This window comes from Phaeovulum sp. (genome assembly GCF_030684035.1).
GTDB lineage: Bacteria > Pseudomonadota > Alphaproteobacteria > Rhodobacterales > Rhodobacteraceae > UBA6213.
In genome coordinates this window covers 104,040-120,381 of the sequence record NZ_JAUXPI010000047.1, presented here as the reverse complement: position 1 = coordinate 120,381, position 16,342 = coordinate 104,040, and the positions used below count along the sequence as shown (strand labels likewise).

The following is a 16,342-nucleotide window of genomic DNA, read 5'->3' as shown; positions in this document are numbered from 1 at the left end:
CTTTCTGCGTCAGAGCGCCCGCCAGCCGATGTCGCGGCGGCAAAAACCCTCGGGCCAGGCGATGCGATCGACCATTGCATAGGCGCGCGCATGCGCCTCGGCCAGCGTTGCGCCGCGGGCTGAAACGTTCAGCACCCTGCCACCGTTGGCGACAATCTTGCCGTCGCGGCTGGCGGTTCCGGCATGAAAGACCATTTCGCGCGAGCTTTGCGGCAGCGCCTCAAGGCCGCCGATCACCGATCCCTTGCCATAGCTGCCGGGGTAGCCCCGTGCCGCCATCACCACGCAGAGCGCGTGGTCATCGGCCCAGTTCACCGCTGCCTCGGCAAGCCGACCCTCGGCCGTGGCCAGCAACAGATCCAGCACCTGCGCCCCAAGCCGCAGCATCAGCACCTGGGCTTCGGGGTCGCCGAAGCGGCAGTTGAATTCCACCAGTCGGGCCTGGTCGTTTTCGATCATCAGCCCGGCAAAGAGCACTCCCCTGTAGGGGGTGCCGCGACGGACCATCTCGGCAAGGCAGGGCCGGATGATCTCGCCCAGCGCCTGCGCGGCAATGGCATCGGTCAGCACCGGGGCGGGCGAATAGGCCCCCATGCCGCCGGTATTGGGGCCACTGTCGCCCTCGCCGACGCGCTTGTGGTCCTGGGCGGTGCCGATCGGCAGCACGGCCTCGCCATCGCAGAGCACGAAAAAGCTCGCCTCTTCGCCGGTCATGAACTCTTCGATCACCACCTCGGCACCTGCGGCACCCAGCGCGCCGCCAAACATCTCGTCAATCGCCGCAACCGCTTCGGCCTCGGTCATCGCCACCACCACGCCCTTGCCCGCCGCCAGCCCATCGGCCTTGACCACGATCGGCGCGCCTTGCGCCCGAACATAGGCGCGCGCCGGGGCGGCTTCGGCGAACCGCGCCCAGGTGGCGGTCGGGGCACCGCAGGCATCGCAGACCTCTTTGGTGAAGGCCTTGGAAGCCTCAAGCCGTGCGGCGGCCGCCGAGGGGCCGAAGGCGAGGATGCCCGCCCCGGCCAGCGCATCCGCCACGCCTGCGGCGAGCGGGGCCTCGGGGCCGATCACCACGAAGTCGATGGAGTTTTCCTCGCAGAAGGTCACCACGGTCGCGCCGGAGAGAATGTCGATATCGGCCACTTCGGCGATCGCCGCGATGCCCGCATTGCCCGGTGCCACGATCAGTCGGTCGCACTTCGGGTTCTGCTTGATCGCCCATGCCAGCGCATGTTCGCGCCCGCCGCCGCCCAGGATCAGGATGTTCATTCATTGCCCCCGAAATGCTTGGCCGTTGCCGCCCCGCGTTCTAGAGTCTGGGCCAAGGCGGCACAAGTGCAGAGAGGATCGACAGCCATGACCGAAGCCCCCGCAGCACCCGATCCGGCACTTTGGGCAAGGGTCGTGGCCGCCACGCCCGAGGACGCAGCGGCGGGCGCAAGCGCCGAGGCAATCACCGAGGCGCGGCGGTTTCTCTACCTGGCGATGGGCACGAAGCTGCGGTTGCTGCCGCCGCCGTTGGCACCGATGGTTGCGGCGTGGCGCAGCGCTGCCGAAGCGACTGCGCTTGGCATCGCACCGTTCAAGACACCGGCGAAGCCGCTGCGCAACCCCGGCTATATCCGCGCCCGCGCGCTTTACATGCAGACCTTCGGCTCCGCCCCTCCGCCCGCGCACTGGCCGCCCGCCAAAAGCCCGCCGCTGGAATTGCCCGCGCTGGCAATGATCGTGGTGGGTGTGGGTCTGGCGATTTTCGGCATGTTTCCGTTCGTGCTGCTGGCCTTTGCCGGGCTGGCGACGGGGATGCTCTTTTGTGGCTGGCGCGGGGTCGGCAACGGCGCTGGCCAGCAATCGAGCGACGCCTACGCCAGCGGCGGCGATTGACCGCGATGCCGGGCGGTGCCTGCCGGGGCTACTTCCTGGGTTCGCACGCCACCCCGTCGCCATCGCGGTCGAGCTTATAGACATCGGGGCCGACCACATAGACCGGGCCTGTCACATAGACCGGACCGTTGCCGCCACCGCCCGCGCAATCGACATCCGAAGCGATGGGAACGCAGACACCGGCATAGCTCGGGTGGCAGCTCTGCGCGGGCAGAGGTGTAGCGGCAAGGGCAAGGAGAATTGCGGCAAGGCAGGCTCGCAGCATGGCGGGGGCCTTTCGGGTCGGGCGGCGGCGCAGGCGGCACGCGGAAAGGTTAACAAAATCTGCCGCCCGATGCGAGCGGAGGATGGCCTAGCGGAAATGCGGCAAGACCGGGTGCGCTCTCGCGTTGCGCCGGGGGCGGGGATGGGGCACAAATTGCCATGGACCTGATCGACGACGACACCCCCACCGCCGGTGGCAATGCCCCCGAATTCACCGTTTCGGAAATTTCCGGCGCGGTGAAGCGGGTGCTGGAGGGTGAGTTTGCACGGGTGCGGGTGCGCGGCGAGGTGGGGCGGGTGTCGCGGCCCGCCTCGGGGCATCTTTACTTCGACCTCAAGGATGACCGTTCCGTGCTGGCCGCGGTCAGCTGGAAGGGGCAGGTCGCGCGCATGGCGGTGCGCCCCGAAGAGGGCATGGAGGTGATCGCCACCGGGCGGCTGACCACCTTCCCCGGCCAGTCGAAATATCAGCTGATCGTCGAGGACGTGGAACCGGCAGGTGCCGGCGCGCTGATGGCAATGCTGGAAAAGCGGCGGGTTGCGCTGGCGGCCGAGGGGTTGTTTGACGCGGCAAGGAAGCAGCGCATTCCCTACCTGCCCGAGGTGATTGCGGTGGTCACCTCACCCACCGGCGCGGTGATCCGCGATATTCTGCACCGCTTGCGCGACCGCTTTCCGCGCCGGGTGCTGATCTGGCCGGTGGCGGTGCAGGGGCAGGCCTGTGCCCCCGAAGTGGCGGCGGCAATTCGCGGCCTGAACGCATTTCCTACGGGCGGCTTGCCACGGCCTGACCTTATCATCGTGGCGCGCGGCGGCGGCAGCCTTGAGGATCTCTGGGGCTTCAACGAGGAAATTGTGGTGCGGGCGGCGGCGGAAAGCCGGATTCCGCTGATTTCGGCGGTCGGGCACGAAACCGATACCACGCTGATCGACTTTGCCGCCGATCTGCGCGCCCCCACGCCCACGGCGGCGGCGGAAATGGCGGTTCCGGTGCGCATGGAACTGATCGCCTGGGCGGGCGAGCAGGGCGCGCGGCTGGCGCGCGCGGTGGCGCAGCGGGGCGACGCGCGGCGGCAGCGGTTGACCGATCTTGGGCGCGGCCTCGGGCGACCCGGCGCGCTGACCCTCGCGTCGCGGCAACGCTTCGATCTTTGGGCGGAACGGCTGGGACCGGCGCTGAGCGGCTTTGCGGCGCGCAAGCGCAACGCCTTCGGCCCGGTGGCAGCGCTGGTGCGGCCCGATTTGTTGCGCCGCTTCCTGCGCAAGGAGCGCGAAACGCTGGAAGCGCGCTGGCCGCGCCTGCCGCTGGCATTCGGCGCGCGCACCATGCGGCAGCGGCAACGGCTAGACGACTGGTCTGGCCGCCTTGCCCCGGCATTCGGCCGCAACCGGGCCGACGCACTTCGGCTGATCGCGCTCAACCACGCGCGGGTCAAAGCGCTGCACGACAGGCTTGCCGCAGCCCCGCGCGCGCGGCTGCTGGCGCTTGCCGAAAGGCTGGCGCGGCTCGACCGGGTGCGGGTGACGCTCGGCTATACCGAGACCTTGCGGCGTGGCTTTGCGCTGGTCTGGGCGGGCGACGAGCTTGTAACCTCACGCGAGGCGGCGCGGCGCGGCGCGGCGCTGGAGATCGAGTTTCACGATGGCCGCCTGCCGGTGCAGACCCTCGCGCCGGGCACCGCCGCGCCCGTTGCCGCGCCACCGAAACCGCGCAAGCCAAGGGGCGAACCCGGCGGTCAGGGCAGCCTGTTCTGAAGCCGCAGGCTCAAACGCCCACGTCGGGACCGGCGCAGGCCAGTGGCAGCGGGCTTTCGCGGAGCGCCACCAACGGGTCGCCCTCTGCATCGCCCATGAACCGGGCCACCAGCCCGGCATCGGTTTCGGTGAAGGTCCAGCATTGCAGATCGGACCTCGTGTCATAGGCAAAGCAGATGTAGCTTTCGCGCTGAAACCAGCTGCCCTCCTTGCAACTACCGCCGGTAAAGGCCCAACGAACCCGCCGCCCGGGCAGGTATTCCTCGGTGCCGTAAACCTCGCCCAAGCGGCTGTAGGTAATGGTGCGCCCAAGCGTGCGCGCATCGAACTGATCGGCGTCAAGCGTGTCCTCTGCCGCTGCGGCAAGCGGCGCGATCACGAGTATTGCAGCGAGCAAAAGACGCATACTGATCGCCCTCCTGGCACCAGCCTGCCAGATCGCGCGCCTGCGCGATAGCCCCGACCCGATCACGCCTGCTGGAGCGCGCGCACGCGGTGGTCCATTACCCGGCGCCAGAGCGGCGGGAACAGCGCCAGCGCAGCCATCGTGGGCAGCGAGCGCGGCAGGATCGGGCGATCCGCACCGAGGGTGCCAAGTTGCAGCGCCGGATAGGGCCGTGCCGGGTGCGCGTGGTGGTCGGAATGGCGCGGCGCATTCAGCATCCAGAGCGACGAGGCGGGGTGCGGCGCATCCCAGCTATGCGCAAGCCCGATCGGCTCGGGGCGTCCATCGGGGCCGGTCCGCCGCCGCAGACCGTAGTGCTGCACATAATCGGACAGCAGCAGTTGCAGTTGCGCATAGGCCACCAGTGCCAGCCAGGCCAGAAACCCGCGCCAGCCGAATGCCAGCGTCACCGCCACCGCCACCGCGCCGGCACCGCCGAGATAAAGCGGATAGGGGTTGCGCCGCGCGCTGCCGATGCTGCGCGCCCGCAGCCCCTCTTCCATCTCGTAGCCCGCAACGAATCCGCCCTTCCAGGCGCGCGGCGCAAAAGCCCAGAAACCTTCGCCCAGCGCCGCCGAACTCGGGTCATCTTCGGTGGCGGCAAAGCGGTGGTGCACCAGTCGATGCGCCGAGGTATGGTGGCCGAAGGCAAGCGAAATATAGACCCACATGCCCAGCCAGAAGAGCCTGCGGTCGGCGCGGTGGATCAGTTCATGCGCATTGGCATTGCTGACCTGGCCGAAGAACAGGCCAAAGCCGAGATAGACCGCAACCGAACTTGCAACGCCAAGCCCGGTTCCCCCCGAAAGCGCAAAAACCACCAGCGCCAGCGCCGCGAAATGCGCCAGCGCCAAGGCCACCGAAAGCGTGTCGGCGGCGGGAAAGGCGCGCCCCTCGGGGGCATCCGGGGTGGGCAGCGCCGCCAGTTCATCCAGCGCGAAGGTCACCAGCGTGATCAGCGCCAGCGCCCCCCACGCCCAGGCGCCGCCGAAAAAGGCACCCAGCACCAGAAGCGGCAGCGGTGCCAGCGTGGCGATGGCAAAGGCCGAAACCTCGGGCACGCGGCGGGTGAAACGGGCAAGCGGGGATAGGGGCATCGGGCACCTCCGGGCAGCATTCTAGTCATCCGGGCCGGTAATTTGCAGTATTGTTTTTCGGGCGCAGCAAAGGTTCGGACCCGACCCCGAGGCTCGGCGCGGCTTGGCAGGCGGTTTGAGCACGGCAAAAGCGCCGCAATCCGGGAAAATGCACGGTGGTTGCGCGCCCCGTCGGGGGGTGGGTGCCCCGCGCAGCGCCGGACCTCTTGTCTGCACCACTTGCCCGTGCTGCGGCATTGCCGCGGCCTGCATTTCGGGGCAGGATTGCGCCACTCCGGGCGGGGGCGCGATGGGTAACGCAACAGCATTCATCCTGGCGGCGGCGAGCCTCGCGCTCGTCTATGAATTTCGCTGGGCAAGCGGCGCTTGCGCATCCTGGCCGCGCAGTGCCGCCAAGACCGCCTCGGTGGCGCTGCTGGCGCTGGCGGGCTGGGCGGCTGCGGTGCCCTGGCTGGTCGTCGCGGGGCTGGCGTTCGGGGCGGCTGGCGATCTGGCGCTGTCGCGCCCTGGCCCGCAGGCGTTTCTGGCAGGGATGGGGGCGTTTGCCGCCGGGCATCTCGCCTATGCGCTGGCTTTCGCGGCAGCGCCGCTTTTCCACCTCGCGGGGCTGGCGGGCGGCAGTGCCTGGGCCCCCGCGCCTTCCGACCTCGCTGCTCTGGCGCTGCTTGGCCTGTTGCTCGCCTCGACCGAGCTCTGGCTCGCGCCGCGAACCGGCGCGCTTCGGGGACCGGTGCGGGCCTATGTGGGGGTGATCGGGCTGATGGCGGCGGCGGCACTGGTGGCCGCCGGACCGGGCAAAGATGCGCTGCGGCTCGGGGTTGCGCTGTTCGTCGCCTCCGACCTGATGCTGGCGCTCGAACGCTTCGTGATCGCTGCCCCCGCCGCCCGCCGGGCCCTGGCGCTGGCACTCTGGCCCGCCTACTGGGCGGGGCAGGCGCTGATCCTTCTGGGCAGCCTGAAAGATGGGGGCATCTGGTGGCTGATCGCCAAAGGCTAGAGTCCGTCAGGTGACAAAACCGGAGTCCAAGTTTGCCGGGCAGGCTCTGGGCCTTTCCAGGCGCGCCGCGATTGATTAGGTGAGGGGCAACCGAAAGGGCTGCCGATGTCGTTTTTTGCCAAGCTCAAGTCCCGCCTCGTCCGATCGTCGGAGAAACTCGACGAAGGCCTTGCCGCAATCGTCACCGAAGCGCCGCAGCCCGCCGATGCCGAAGCCACGGCCAGACCCGGCCTGTTCGGCCGCATCCTCGGGCGTGGCGACGAAGCCGCCCCGCGCCGTGTGCTCGACGCTGCCATGCTCGAAAGCCTCGAAGATCTGCTGATCGCCGCCGACATGGGGGTAAGCACCGCCGCAAGGGTGACCGCGAACCTTGCCGAAGGACGGATCGGCAAACGGCTGTCGCTGCCCGAGATCAAATCGGCGCTGGCCGCCGAGATTGCCCGCATCATGGCACCGGTAGCGCGCCCGTTGCCGCTTTATCCGCAAAGGCCGCAGGTGGTGCTGGTGGTGGGGGTGAATGGCTCAGGCAAGACCACCACCATCGGCAAGCTCGCCGCCCAGCTGAGCGCGGCAGGCAAGACCGTGGTGATCGCGGCGGGCGATACCTTTCGCGCCGCCGCGGTGGAGCAGTTGCAGATCTGGGGCCAGCGCGCCGGGGTGCCGGTGCTGACCGCGCCCGAAGGCTCTGACCCCGCCAGCCTCGCCTTTGACGCGATGACCAGGGCGCAGGCAGACGGTGCCGACCTCTTGCTGATCGACACCGCGGGCCGGCTGCAAAATCGCGCCGACCTGATGGAGGAACTGGCCAAGATCGTCCGGGTGATCCGCAAGAAAGACCCCTCGGCACCGCACAATACGCTTTTGGTGCTCGACGCCACAACCGGCCAGAACGCGCTCAACCAGGTCGAGATCTTCCGCAAGCTCGCCGATGTCTCGGGCCTGGTGATGACCAAGCTCGACGGCACCGCCAAGGGCGGCGTGCTGGTGGCGCTGGCCGACCGCTTCGGCCTGCCGATCCACGCGATCGGCATTGGCGAACAGATCGACGATCTCGCCGCTTTCGACCCGGATGATTTTGCCCGCGCACTGGTAGGTTCCGAAAGCTGATGCCCTTGCGTGTCTTCAACGTCCAAATACCCTCGGGGGGTGCGGGGGGCAGAAGGCCCCCCGCCAACGCCCGCCGCAGGCGCATGGCACCATGAGCGCCTGGCTGATCGGCCTCGAAGGCACGGCTGCGGGCCACCAACTGGCGCTGGTGCTGGCGCTGGTTGCCGCCTTCCTGCACGCGGTCTTCGGCGCGCTGCAAAAGGGCCGTCACGACCCCTGGATCAGCCGCGCGGCGATCGACGCAAGCTACGGCCTTCTCGCCGCGCCGTTCGCGCTGTTCGTGGTGCCGTGGCCCGAACCGCATATGTGGCCGATCTTCGCCGGCGCGTTCTTCATCCACGCGGGCTACAAGCTGGCGCAGGCAATGACCTACCAGCGCGGAGCCTATACCGTGGTCTATCCGGTGGTGCGCGGCACCGGCCCGCTGTTCGCGGTCCTCGGTGCGGGGTTGATCTTTGGCGAGCATTTCAACGCGGGGCAGTGGGCCGGGCTGGCAATGCTCCTGTCGGGGATCTTCGGGCTCGCGATCTACAATCTGCGCAATGTCACGCTGGCGCGTGACACGCTTGGCCCCGCCCTGGGCCTCGCGGTGCTGACCGGTGCCTTCGTGGCGCTTTACACCACCTACGATGCCTACGGCATCCGCGCCACCGCCGACCCCTTCACCTTTCTGGCGTGGTTCTTTTTCATCGACGGCTGGTTCATGCCCGCGCTCACGTTTCGCCGCTGGCGCGGGCTGGCGGCGGCAGAGGTGTTGCCGCTGGCCAAGCGCGGCGTGCTAGGCGCATTTGTCGCCTTTTTCTCCTTCGGCGCAATCATGCTGGCGACGCGACTGGACAAGGTTGGCGAGGCGGCTGTATTGCGCGAAACCTCGACAGTGTTCGCGGCCTTGATCGGATGGGTCATTCTGGGTGAGCGGACCGGGCCGCGCCGCGTTACGCTGATGGCGCTGATCGCGGCAGGCGCGGTGGTGGTGGAAATGGCGGGATAGAGACATGGCAGGCAGAAAGATCAACCCGTGGCTGAAATTCGGGCTGGAGTTCGGGCCGCTCTTGGCGTTTTTCATCGCTTTCGGGCGGCTGAAGGCACGCAGCTTCAGCTTCGCGGGCACCGAGTATTCGGGCTTCATCCTTGCCACCGCGCTCTTTGTGCCGCTGATGGTGGCTTCGACCCTTGTTCTCTGGCGGCTCACCGGGCGGCTTTCGCCGATGCAGGTGGCAACGCTGGTGCTGGTGGTGGTGTTCGGCGGGCTGACGATCTGGCTCAATGACCCCCGGTTCCTCAAGATGAAGGTGACGATCATCTACCTCATGTTTGCCGGCATCCTTGGCCTTGGCATGGCGCTGGGAAAATCCTGGCTGGCGCTGGTGATGGAAGAGGTGCTGCCGCTGACGCCCGTGGGCTGGCGGATTCTGACCTGGCGGCTGATTGCCTTCTTTCTCGGGCTTGCGGTGCTCAACGAAGCGATCGCCCGCACGATGTCGGACCAGGCCTGGGTGAACTTCAAGACCTTCGGTCTCACCGTGCTGGTCTTTGGCTTCTTCATGGCGCAGGCGCGTCTCTTCGCCCGCCACGCCGCCCCAAAGCAGGACTGAGCGGCAGCCATTTCGCTTGCGTCGGCTGGGGGGGGCCTATATGAAGCCGCATCTTCCGCATTCACGTAATTGGCTGAGCCTCTCGTGGCGGGTCGCGGAAGTGTTCGCCCGCCTATGAAGCCGCCTGAGAAGACAGGAGTTTGCATGCCGCTATACGAGCATGTGCTGATCGCGCGTCAGGACCTTTCCAACGCGCAGGCCGAAGGCCTTATCGAACATTTCTCCACGGTGATCGCGGATAACGGCGGCAAGGTCGTTGAACACGAATACTGGGGCGTCAAGACGATGGCCTACAAGATCAACAAGAACCGCAAGGGCCACTACGCCTTTCTCAAATCGGATGCCCCCGCGGGTGCCGTGCAGGAGATGGAGCGTCTGGCGCGGCTGCACGACGACGTCATGCGGGTGCTGACCATCAAGGTCGATGCCCATGAAGACGGCCCTTCGGTGCAGATGCAAAAGCGCGACGAGCGCAGCGAGCGTGGCGACCGCCCCGACCGCGGCGACCGTGACCGTGGCGACCGTGGCGACCGCGGCGATCGTGGTGGTGACCGTGGCGGCGAACGCCGCGGCGGTTTCGACCGTCGTTGATCTGGCAGCTGGAAAGGACATAAACCATGGCGAACAAACCGTTTTTCCGCCGCCGCAAGGTCTGCCCGTTCTCGGGCGACAACGCGCCGAAGATCGACTACAAGGACGTGCGGCTGCTGCAGCGCTACATTTCCGAGCGCGGCAAGATCGTGCCCGCGCGAATCACCGCCGTTTCGGCGATCAAGCAGCGTGAACTGGCCCGCGCGATCAAGCGCGCGCGCTTTCTCGCCCTGCTGCCCTACGCCGTGAAATAAGGAGCGCGCACATGCAAGTCATCCTTCTGGAACGTGTGGCCAAGCTTGGCCAGATGGGCGAAGTGGTCAAGGTCAAAGACGGCTACGCGCGCAACTTCCTGTTGCCGCAAGGCAAGGCGCTCAGGGCCTCTGATGCCAACATCAAGAGTTTCGAGACCCGCAAGGCGCAGCTTGAAGCGCGCAACCTCGAAACCCGCAAAGAGGCCGAGGCGGCCGGCGAGAAGCTCGCCGGGCAGAAGTTCATCGTGATCCGCTCGGCCTCAGACGCCGGGGCGCTTTACGGTTCGGTCACCGCGCGCGACGTTGCCGAAGCGGCGACCGCCGCAGGCTTCAGCGTTGACCGCAAGCAGGTGGTGATTGATTCGCCGATCAAGGAGCTTGGGCTGCACGACGTTTCCGTGGTGCTGCACCCCGAGGTCGCGATAACGATCACCATGAACGTGGCACGCTCGGCAGAAGAAGCCGAGTTGCAGGCCGCAGGCAAATCGATCCAGCAGCTCGCCGCCGAGGCGGAAGCTGCCGCAGACTTCGAAATCGCCGAGCTGTTCGACGATATCGGTGCCGCCAACGAAGACGGCGAAGACCTCTGATACCAGCGCCTTGCTGAAATGAATCCGCGCCCGGGCAACCGGACGCGGATTTTTTCATGCCGCCTTGACGCAGGTCAGCGCGGCTCAGCCCGGCCCGTGGCAGACTCTCCGCACTGGCATTTTAACAGGGGGTTGCGATGAACATGAATGTTGTTCCCCGTCTGGACACCAGCACCAACACCACCGGCTGTTGCGCGAAATTCAACCCGGAAGGCTGGGACGGTGCCGAGGTGCATTTCCGCGACAAGGCGTTCTTGCGCGCATTGACCCGCAGCGTCATGCATATTCCGCTGAACTGGGGCACGGTCTTCGGCAGGGTTCTGGGCAAGCTCGACGCGGGCGCGGCGGTGGAACCCGAGGGTTTCGTGGTGCTGAGCCGCGAGCTTTCGCCCTGGAGCGCCGAGCACCTTTTCGCTATCCGCGCCGCGGTGCCCGGCGAAGAGGTGACGACACTCAGCGGCGATTTCGTGACCAAGGTGTTCGAAGGCAGCTTCGCCGAGGCGCGGCATTGGCACGAGGCGCTGCAGGCAATATCGGCGGCGCATGGAAAACCGGATGGGCAGGCGTATTTCTATTACACCACCTGCCCGAAATGCGCCAAGGCCTACGGCAAGAACTACGTTGTGGGCTTTGCCGAGGTGTGACGACCGCGCAATGCAACCCCGGCGCGAACACGCGCCGGGGCAGGTGCGCCCGGTCTTGCGCTGCCGCAGGCGCATGCGGCGGGCGTTGTGTAGCAGCGCGGAGGAAATTCGCGCTGGATAACGGCGTCGGCATAGGCCAAACCTGTGCCCGAAGCGGTCTTTAGCGCAGCGGAAAGCGATGCCTGAAACAAATCTCATCCACCCTGTCATTCTCTGCGGCGGCGCGGGAACGCGGCTTTGGCCGCTTTCGCGCAAGGGCTACCCCAAGCAGTTCGCCCGGCTGATCGGCGCGCAGAGCCTGTTTCAGGCCTCGGCGCAGCGGCTTTCGGCACCGGGCTATGCTCCCCCCGTGGTTGTGACCGGCGAGGCCTTTCGCTTCATCGTGACCGAGCAGCTTGCGGCCATCGAGGTGGCGGCAGCGGCGGTGCTGATCGAGCCGGAGGGCCGCAACACCGCGCCTGCGGTGCTGGCAGCGGCGCTGTGGCTGGCATCGCGCGCGCCCGGGGCGCTGATGCTGGTGGTGCCTTCGGACCATGTCATTGCTGATGCGGCGGCCTTTCGGGCGGCGGTAGCGGCGGCGGTGCCACGGGCACGCGCCGGTGACCTCGTGACCTTCGGCATCACCCCCACCCGCGCCGAAACCGGCTATGGCTGGCTTGAACTTGCCGCGGGGGCCGATGCGGCGGCGGCAGTGCCGCAGCCGCTGGCGCGGTTCGTGGAAAAGCCCGATGCGGGGCGCGCCGCGGCAATGCTGGCGGCGGGGAACTACCTCTGGAACGCCGGCATCTTCCTCTTTACCGCCGAGGCGCTGATTGCCGCCTACCGCGCCCATGCGCCGCAACTGATGGCGGGGGTCGAGGCGGCGCTGGCGGGTGCCATGAGCGATCTCGGCTTCACCCGGCTTGCGGCCGGGCCTTGGGCCGGGCTGGAAGATGTCTCGATCGATTTCGCAATCATGGAGCACGCCCGGAACCTCGCGGTAATGCCCTATGGCGCGGGCTGGTCCGACCTGGGCGGCTGGGAGGCGGTCTGGCTGGAAGGCGGTCCCGACGGCGCGGGCAACGTGACCTCGGACCGCGCCACCGCCATTGACTGCCGCGACACGCTGCTGCGTTCGGAAACCGAGGGGCTGGAGCTGGTCGGCGTCGGGCTTGACGGCATCGTTGCGGTGGCAATGGGCGACGCGGTGCTTGTGGCGCGCAAGGCCGAAGGCCAGCGGGTGAAAGAGGTGGTAGCGGCGCTGCGGGCCAAGGGTGCGCGCCAGGCCGAGGCCTTTCCGATCGACCACCGCCCCTGGGGCTGGTTCGAAAGCCTCGCCATCGCCGCGCGCTTTCAGGTCAAGCGCATCGTGGTAAACCCCGGTGCCGCGCTTTCGCTGCAAAGCCACCACCACCGATCCGAACACTGGATCGTGGTTGCAGGCACAGCGCGGGTCACGATTGACGGCGCAGTGCAGCTTCTGAGCGAAAACCAGTCGGTCTACATTCCGCTTGGCGCCATGCACCGGCTGGAAAACCCTGGCAAATTGCCGATGGTGCTGATCGAGGTGCAGACCGGAGCCTATCTCGGCGAGGACGACATCATCCGCTACGAAGACGTCTATGCCCGCAAATGATACCGTCTGGCCAAATGGTGGTGCTGCAATGGCACGGGCGGTGTTTCTGCGCTAGAAAGTGGTTGAGCCCGTTTGATCCCTTGAGGCCGCGATGATCGTCGAGCGAACCCGCCTTTCCGGTGTCCTGGTCCTGACCCCGCGCCGCTTTACCGATGACCGTGGGTGGTTCTGCGAGACGTGGAACCGGCGCGATCTGGCTTTGGCGGGAATTACGGTTGATTTCGTGCAGGACAATCATTCGATGTCGGCTGCGGCGGGCACGCTGCGGGGCCTGCATTATCAGCGACCGCCGCAGGCGCAGGCCAAGCTCGTGGGCTGCACACGGGGGGTGGTGTTTGATGTGGCGGTGGATGTGCGGGCGGGTTCGGCCAGTTACGGGCAGTGGGTTGGAGTGGAGTTGAGTGCAGAGAACGGGCGGCAACTCTTCATTCCGGCGGGGTTTCTGCATGGGTTCGTGACCCGCGCACCTGACACCGAGGTGCAATACAAATGCTCGGCCTATTACGCGCCCGAATGTGATGGCGCGGTGCGGTGGGATAGCCTCGGCATCGACTGGGGGCTGACCGGTGCGCCGGTGCTTTCGGCCAAGGATGCCGCAGCGCCTGCCTTTGACGGGTGGCAATCGCCCTTCAGCATGGAGACCCCGACATGAAGATACTGGTCACCGGCGGCGCGGGCTTCATCGGCTCGGCGGTGGTGCGGCTGGCGGTGGCGCGGGGGCATGAGGTGGTCAACCTCGATGCGCTGACCTATGCCGCCTGCCTCGAGAATGTGGCGAGTGTCGCCACCAGCCCGCTTTACGCCTTTGAGCAGGCCGACATCCGCGACCGCGCGGCAATCGATGCGGTGCTGGCGCGCCATTCCCCCGACGCGATCATGCACCTTGCCGCGGAAAGCCATGTCGACCGCAGCATCGACGCCCCCGGCGAATTCATCGAGACCAATGTCAGCGGCACCTACAATCTGCTCGAGGCGGCGCGGGATTACTGGTCGCGGCAGGGGCGGCCCGAGGGGTTCCGGCTGCACCACATCTCGACAGACGAGGTGTTCGGCAGCCTCGGGCCCGAACGCAAGTTCACCGAGACCACCCCCTACGCCCCGCGCAGCCCCTATGCGGCCAGCAAGGCGGCAAGCGACCATCTGGTGCGGGCCTGGCACGAGACCTACGGCCTGCCGGTCGTGCTCAGCAATTGCTCCAACAACTACGGGCCCTACCATTTCCCCGAAAAGCTCATTCCTGTGGTGATCCTGCACGCGCTGGCGGGAAAGCCGATCCCGGTTTACGGCACCGGCGCGAACGTGCGCGACTGGCTTTATGTCGAGGACCACGCCGAGGCGCTGCTGGCGGTGCTAAGCCGTGGCACGCTGGGGCAAAGCTACAATATCGGCGGCGAGGCCGAGGCGCGCAATATCGACCTCGTGCGGATGCTCTGCGCGCTACTGGACGAGAGGCACCCCGAAGGCGCGCCGCACGACCGCCTCATCCGCTTTGTCGCCGACCGGCCGGGGCATGATGCGCGCTATGCCATCGACCCCGCACGCATTCGCGCCGATCTGGGCTGGCGGCCTTCGGTGACGCTGGCCGAGGGGCTGCGGCGCACGGTGGCGTGGTATCTGGGCAATGAGGCCTGGTGGCGGCCGTTGCAGGGCCGCGCCGGGGTGGGCGAGCGGCTGGGAACAAGGGCATGAGCGGCGGCGGCACCCTCGTTTTCGGCAGCACCGGGCAACTGGCGCGGGCGCTGGCAGTTCATCCGGGGGTGCGCACCATTGCCCGCGCCGAGGCCGATCTGGCCGACGCCGCCGCCTGCGCCGCGCTGATCGCCGCCACCCGGCCCGGCGCGGTGATCAACGCCGCCGCCTATACCGCCGTCGATCGTGCCGAGGCGGAGGAGCCGCTGGCGCGGCGGATCAACGCCGAGGCCCCGGGTGCGATGGCGCGGGCCTGCGCGGGCCTTGGCATTCCATTCGTGCAGGTCTCCACCGATTACGTTTTCGACGGCTCGGGGGCGGCACCCTGGGCGACAGACGCCCCGCCCGCGCCGCTCAATGCCTATGGCCGCTCGAAACTGGCGGGCGAGGTGGCGGTGCGCGCGGCGGGCGGGGTGCAGGCTATCTTGCGCACGGCTTGGGTGTTTTCGGGCAGTGGCGCGAATTTTCTGCGCTCCATGCTGCGGCTTGGGGCCGAGCGGGGCGAGGTGCGCGTGGTGGCCGACCAGATCGGCGGGCCGACCCCGGCCGATGCGCTGGCCGAGGCCTGCCTCACCATCGCCGCAGCGCTTGCCGCCGAGCCCGGCAAAAGCGGCACCTACCATTTTGCGGGCGCGCCAGAGGCAAGCTGGGCCGGGTTTGCGCGCGAGATCTTTGCGCAGGCGGGGCTGGCTTGCGCGGTGCGCGAAATTGCCAGCGCCGATTACCCGACCTCGGCCCACCGCCCGAGAAATTCGCGGCTCGATTGCCGGGCGACAGGGGCGGCCTTCGGGCTGGCGCAACCCGACTGGCGCGCCGGTGTGGCGCGGGCTTTGCGAGAATTGCACAGTTACGAGGTGAAACCATGACGGCACGCAAGGGCATCATTCTGGCGGGCGGTTCGGGCACGCGGCTTTATCCGGTGACACTCGGCATTTCCAAGCAACTGCTGCCGATCTACGACAAGCCGATGGTCTATTACCCGCTCTCGGTCTTGATGCTGGCGGGCATCCGCGAAATTGCGGTGATCACCACCCCCGAAGATCAGCCGCAGTTCCGCCGCCTGATGGGCGATGGCAGCCAGTGGGGGGTGCGCCTGCGCTTCATCGTGCAGCCAAGCCCCGATGGCCTCGCGCAGGCCTTTCTTCTGGTCGAGGATTTCCTTGCCGGTGCAGCCTCGGCGCTGGTTCTGGGCGACAACATCTTTTTCGGCCACGGGCTGGTCGATCTGTTGCACGCAGCCAGCGCCAGCCCCGCCCCCGCCACCGTCTTCGCCTATCAGGTCGCCGATCCCGAGCGCTATGGCGTGGTCGATTTTGCCGCCGACGGCCGCGCCCGCAGCATCGTCGAGAAGCCAGCGCATCCCGCCTCCAACCACGCCGTCACCGGGCTTTACTTTGTCGATGCTACCGCCCCCGACCGCGCCCGCACCCTGCGCCCCTCGGCGCGCGGCGAGCTGGAGATTACCGCGCTCTTGCAAACCTACCTTGCCGACGGCGGCCTAGACGTGCAACGCATGGGCCGCGGCTACGCCTGGCTCGACACCGGCACCCATGCGAGCCTGCTCGACGCCGGCAACTTCGTGCGCACCATCTCGCTGCGCCAGGGCCAACAGATCGGTTGCCCCGAGGAGATCGCCTTCCGCCAGGGCTGGATAACCCGCGAGATGTTGGCCGACACCGCGGCGCGGTACCTCAAGAGCGAGTACGGGCGGTATCTCGACACGCTCTGAAGCGCCCTGTCGCGCGGCACTCCCCATTTCACGGAAGGCAAGGGCCTGTTAGCTGGAGACGGTCTTGCGAGCGCAGGCATCGG

General features: G+C 67.5%; 19 protein-coding genes. 15 read left to right on the top strand and 4 right to left on the bottom strand.

Annotated elements, in window-relative coordinates; genetic code table 11:
- Positions 1-9 precede the first annotated feature (9 nt).
- Positions 10-1,272 carry a phosphoribosylamine--glycine ligase gene (gene purD / locus Q8J98_RS11685; RefSeq protein WP_305294498.1) on the bottom strand — a complete coding sequence of 421 codons (1,263 nt, stop codon included), beginning with the start codon at positions 1,270-1,272 and terminating at the stop codon, positions 10-12.
- A gap of 87 nt (positions 1,273-1,359) precedes the next feature.
- Here purD and Q8J98_RS11680 point away from each other — a divergent pair, with 87 nt between their 5' ends.
- On the top strand, positions 1,360-1,887 hold the full coding sequence (locus tag Q8J98_RS11680; protein WP_305294497.1) for a hypothetical protein: 528 nt from the start codon (positions 1,360-1,362) through the stop codon (positions 1,885-1,887).
- A 28-nt stretch (positions 1,888-1,915) separates the two neighbouring features.
- Here the strand turns inward: Q8J98_RS11680 and Q8J98_RS11675 are convergent, their stop codons facing one another.
- The gene (locus Q8J98_RS11675) at positions 1,916-2,152 is read right to left on the bottom strand and encodes an excalibur calcium-binding domain-containing protein (protein WP_305183083.1); all 237 of its coding nucleotides are present in this window, start codon (positions 2,150-2,152) and stop codon (positions 1,916-1,918) included.
- 158 nt (positions 2,153-2,310) lie between these two features.
- On the opposite strand from Q8J98_RS11675, the gene xseA reads away from it, so the two are divergent.
- A complete protein-coding gene (xseA, locus tag Q8J98_RS11670) occupies positions 2,311-3,906 on the top strand; it encodes an exodeoxyribonuclease VII large subunit (RefSeq protein WP_305294496.1) in 1,596 nt (531 codons plus the stop codon).
- 10 nt (positions 3,907-3,916) lie between these two features.
- Here xseA and Q8J98_RS11665 read toward each other — a convergent pair whose 3' ends face one another.
- Both Q8J98_RS11665 and Q8J98_RS11660 read right to left on the bottom strand, forming a co-directional pair.
- Positions 3,917-4,312, bottom strand: a complete 396-nt coding sequence (locus Q8J98_RS11665) for a hypothetical protein (protein WP_305294495.1) — start codon at positions 4,310-4,312, stop codon at positions 3,917-3,919.
- A gap of 62 nt (positions 4,313-4,374) precedes the next feature.
- The gene (locus Q8J98_RS11660; protein WP_305294494.1) at positions 4,375-5,448 is read right to left on the bottom strand and encodes an alkane 1-monooxygenase; all 1,074 of its coding nucleotides are present in this window, start codon (positions 5,446-5,448) and stop codon (positions 4,375-4,377) included.
- Positions 5,449-5,737: 289 nt separating this feature from the next.
- On the opposite strand from Q8J98_RS11660, the gene Q8J98_RS11655 reads away from it, so the two are divergent.
- From Q8J98_RS11655 to rfbA, 13 genes are all read left to right on the top strand, one after another.
- Positions 5,738-6,445: a lysoplasmalogenase family protein gene (locus Q8J98_RS11655; RefSeq protein ID WP_305294493.1), complete on the top strand. Its 708-nt coding sequence runs from the start codon at positions 5,738-5,740 to the stop codon at positions 6,443-6,445.
- Between the two features lie 105 nt (positions 6,446-6,550).
- Complete coding sequence (ftsY, locus tag Q8J98_RS11650) at positions 6,551-7,552, top strand: signal recognition particle-docking protein FtsY (protein WP_305294492.1); 1,002 nt, start codon at positions 6,551-6,553, stop codon at positions 7,550-7,552.
- 91 nt (positions 7,553-7,643) lie between these two features.
- Positions 7,644-8,543 carry an EamA family transporter gene (locus tag Q8J98_RS11645; RefSeq protein WP_305294491.1) on the top strand — a complete coding sequence of 300 codons (900 nt, stop codon included), beginning with the start codon at positions 7,644-7,646 and terminating at the stop codon, positions 8,541-8,543.
- Between the two features lie 4 nt (positions 8,544-8,547).
- Complete coding sequence (locus Q8J98_RS11640) at positions 8,548-9,147, top strand: inner membrane-spanning protein YciB (protein ID WP_305294490.1); 600 nt, start codon at positions 8,548-8,550, stop codon at positions 9,145-9,147.
- 144 nt (positions 9,148-9,291) lie between these two features.
- A complete protein-coding gene (rpsF, locus tag Q8J98_RS11635) occupies positions 9,292-9,738 on the top strand; it encodes a 30S ribosomal protein S6 (RefSeq protein WP_305294489.1) in 447 nt (148 codons plus the stop codon).
- A gap of 26 nt (positions 9,739-9,764) precedes the next feature.
- On the top strand, positions 9,765-9,992 hold the full coding sequence (rpsR, locus tag Q8J98_RS11630) for a 30S ribosomal protein S18 (RefSeq protein WP_305183074.1): 228 nt from the start codon (positions 9,765-9,767) through the stop codon (positions 9,990-9,992).
- An 11-nt stretch (positions 9,993-10,003) separates the two neighbouring features.
- A complete protein-coding gene (rplI, locus tag Q8J98_RS11625) occupies positions 10,004-10,582 on the top strand; it encodes a 50S ribosomal protein L9 (RefSeq protein ID WP_305183073.1) in 579 nt (192 codons plus the stop codon).
- Between the two features lie 137 nt (positions 10,583-10,719).
- Complete coding sequence (locus Q8J98_RS11620; protein WP_305294488.1) at positions 10,720-11,226, top strand: hydrolase; 507 nt, start codon at positions 10,720-10,722, stop codon at positions 11,224-11,226.
- Positions 11,227-11,404: 178 nt separating this feature from the next.
- A complete protein-coding gene (locus Q8J98_RS11615; RefSeq protein WP_305294487.1) occupies positions 11,405-12,841 on the top strand; it encodes a mannose-1-phosphate guanylyltransferase/mannose-6-phosphate isomerase in 1,437 nt (478 codons plus the stop codon).
- Between the two features lie 91 nt (positions 12,842-12,932).
- Positions 12,933-13,493: a dTDP-4-dehydrorhamnose 3,5-epimerase gene (rfbC, locus tag Q8J98_RS11610; protein WP_305294486.1), complete on the top strand. Its 561-nt coding sequence runs from the start codon at positions 12,933-12,935 to the stop codon at positions 13,491-13,493.
- On the top strand, positions 13,490-14,530 hold the full coding sequence (gene rfbB / locus Q8J98_RS11605) for a dTDP-glucose 4,6-dehydratase (protein ID WP_305294485.1): 1,041 nt from the start codon (positions 13,490-13,492) through the stop codon (positions 14,528-14,530). The genes rfbC and rfbB overlap by 4 nt, the downstream gene beginning before the upstream one ends.
- On the top strand, positions 14,527-15,396 hold the full coding sequence (gene rfbD, locus Q8J98_RS11600; RefSeq protein ID WP_305294484.1) for a dTDP-4-dehydrorhamnose reductase: 870 nt from the start codon (positions 14,527-14,529) through the stop codon (positions 15,394-15,396). Before rfbB ends, rfbD begins: the two co-directional genes overlap by 4 nt.
- Entirely contained in the window at positions 15,393-16,259 is an 867-nt protein-coding gene (gene rfbA / locus Q8J98_RS11595) for a glucose-1-phosphate thymidylyltransferase RfbA (protein WP_305294483.1), read from the top strand. The genes rfbD and rfbA overlap by 4 nt, the downstream gene beginning before the upstream one ends.
- The last annotated feature ends 83 nt before the right edge of the window (positions 16,260-16,342 follow it).

What these genes read in the sequence shown, in the direction of transcription:
- Q8J98_RS11640 (WP_305294490.1), top strand. Translation starts at nt 8,548, where the DNA reads ATGGCAGGCAGAAAGATCAACCCGTGGCTGAAATTCGGGCTGGAGTTC.
- rfbB (WP_305294485.1), top strand. Translation starts at nt 13,490, where the DNA reads ATGAAGATACTGGTCACCGGCGGCGCGGGCTTCATCGGCTCGGCGGTG.
- rfbD (WP_305294484.1), top strand. Translation starts at nt 14,527, where the DNA reads ATGAGCGGCGGCGGCACCCTCGTTTTCGGCAGCACCGGGCAACTGGCG.
- Q8J98_RS11615 (WP_305294487.1), top strand. Translation starts at nt 11,405, where the DNA reads ATGCCTGAAACAAATCTCATCCACCCTGTCATTCTCTGCGGCGGCGCG.
- Q8J98_RS11620 (WP_305294488.1), top strand. Translation starts at nt 10,720, where the DNA reads ATGAACATGAATGTTGTTCCCCGTCTGGACACCAGCACCAACACCACC.
- Q8J98_RS11675 (WP_305183083.1), bottom strand. Translation starts at nt 2,152, where the DNA reads ATGCTGCGAGCCTGCCTTGCCGCAATTCTCCTTGCCCTTGCCGCTACA.
- rfbC (WP_305294486.1), top strand. Translation starts at nt 12,933, where the DNA reads ATGATCGTCGAGCGAACCCGCCTTTCCGGTGTCCTGGTCCTGACCCCG.
- rplI (WP_305183073.1), top strand. Translation starts at nt 10,004, where the DNA reads ATGCAAGTCATCCTTCTGGAACGTGTGGCCAAGCTTGGCCAGATGGGC.
- Q8J98_RS11660 (WP_305294494.1), bottom strand. Translation starts at nt 5,448, where the DNA reads ATGCCCCTATCCCCGCTTGCCCGTTTCACCCGCCGCGTGCCCGAGGTT.
- Q8J98_RS11665 (WP_305294495.1), bottom strand. Translation starts at nt 4,312, where the DNA reads ATGCGTCTTTTGCTCGCTGCAATACTCGTGATCGCGCCGCTTGCCGCA.
- purD (WP_305294498.1), bottom strand. Translation starts at nt 1,272, where the DNA reads ATGAACATCCTGATCCTGGGCGGCGGCGGGCGCGAACATGCGCTGGCA.
- Q8J98_RS11655 (WP_305294493.1), top strand. Translation starts at nt 5,738, where the DNA reads ATGGGTAACGCAACAGCATTCATCCTGGCGGCGGCGAGCCTCGCGCTC.
- Q8J98_RS11680 (WP_305294497.1), top strand. Translation starts at nt 1,360, where the DNA reads ATGACCGAAGCCCCCGCAGCACCCGATCCGGCACTTTGGGCAAGGGTC.
- rpsF (WP_305294489.1), top strand. Translation starts at nt 9,292, where the DNA reads ATGCCGCTATACGAGCATGTGCTGATCGCGCGTCAGGACCTTTCCAAC.
- xseA (WP_305294496.1), top strand. Translation starts at nt 2,311, where the DNA reads ATGGACCTGATCGACGACGACACCCCCACCGCCGGTGGCAATGCCCCC.
- rfbA (WP_305294483.1), top strand. Translation starts at nt 15,393, where the DNA reads ATGACGGCACGCAAGGGCATCATTCTGGCGGGCGGTTCGGGCACGCGG.
- Q8J98_RS11645 (WP_305294491.1), top strand. Translation starts at nt 7,644, where the DNA reads ATGAGCGCCTGGCTGATCGGCCTCGAAGGCACGGCTGCGGGCCACCAA.
- ftsY (WP_305294492.1), top strand. Translation starts at nt 6,551, where the DNA reads ATGTCGTTTTTTGCCAAGCTCAAGTCCCGCCTCGTCCGATCGTCGGAG.
- rpsR (WP_305183074.1), top strand. Translation starts at nt 9,765, where the DNA reads ATGGCGAACAAACCGTTTTTCCGCCGCCGCAAGGTCTGCCCGTTCTCG.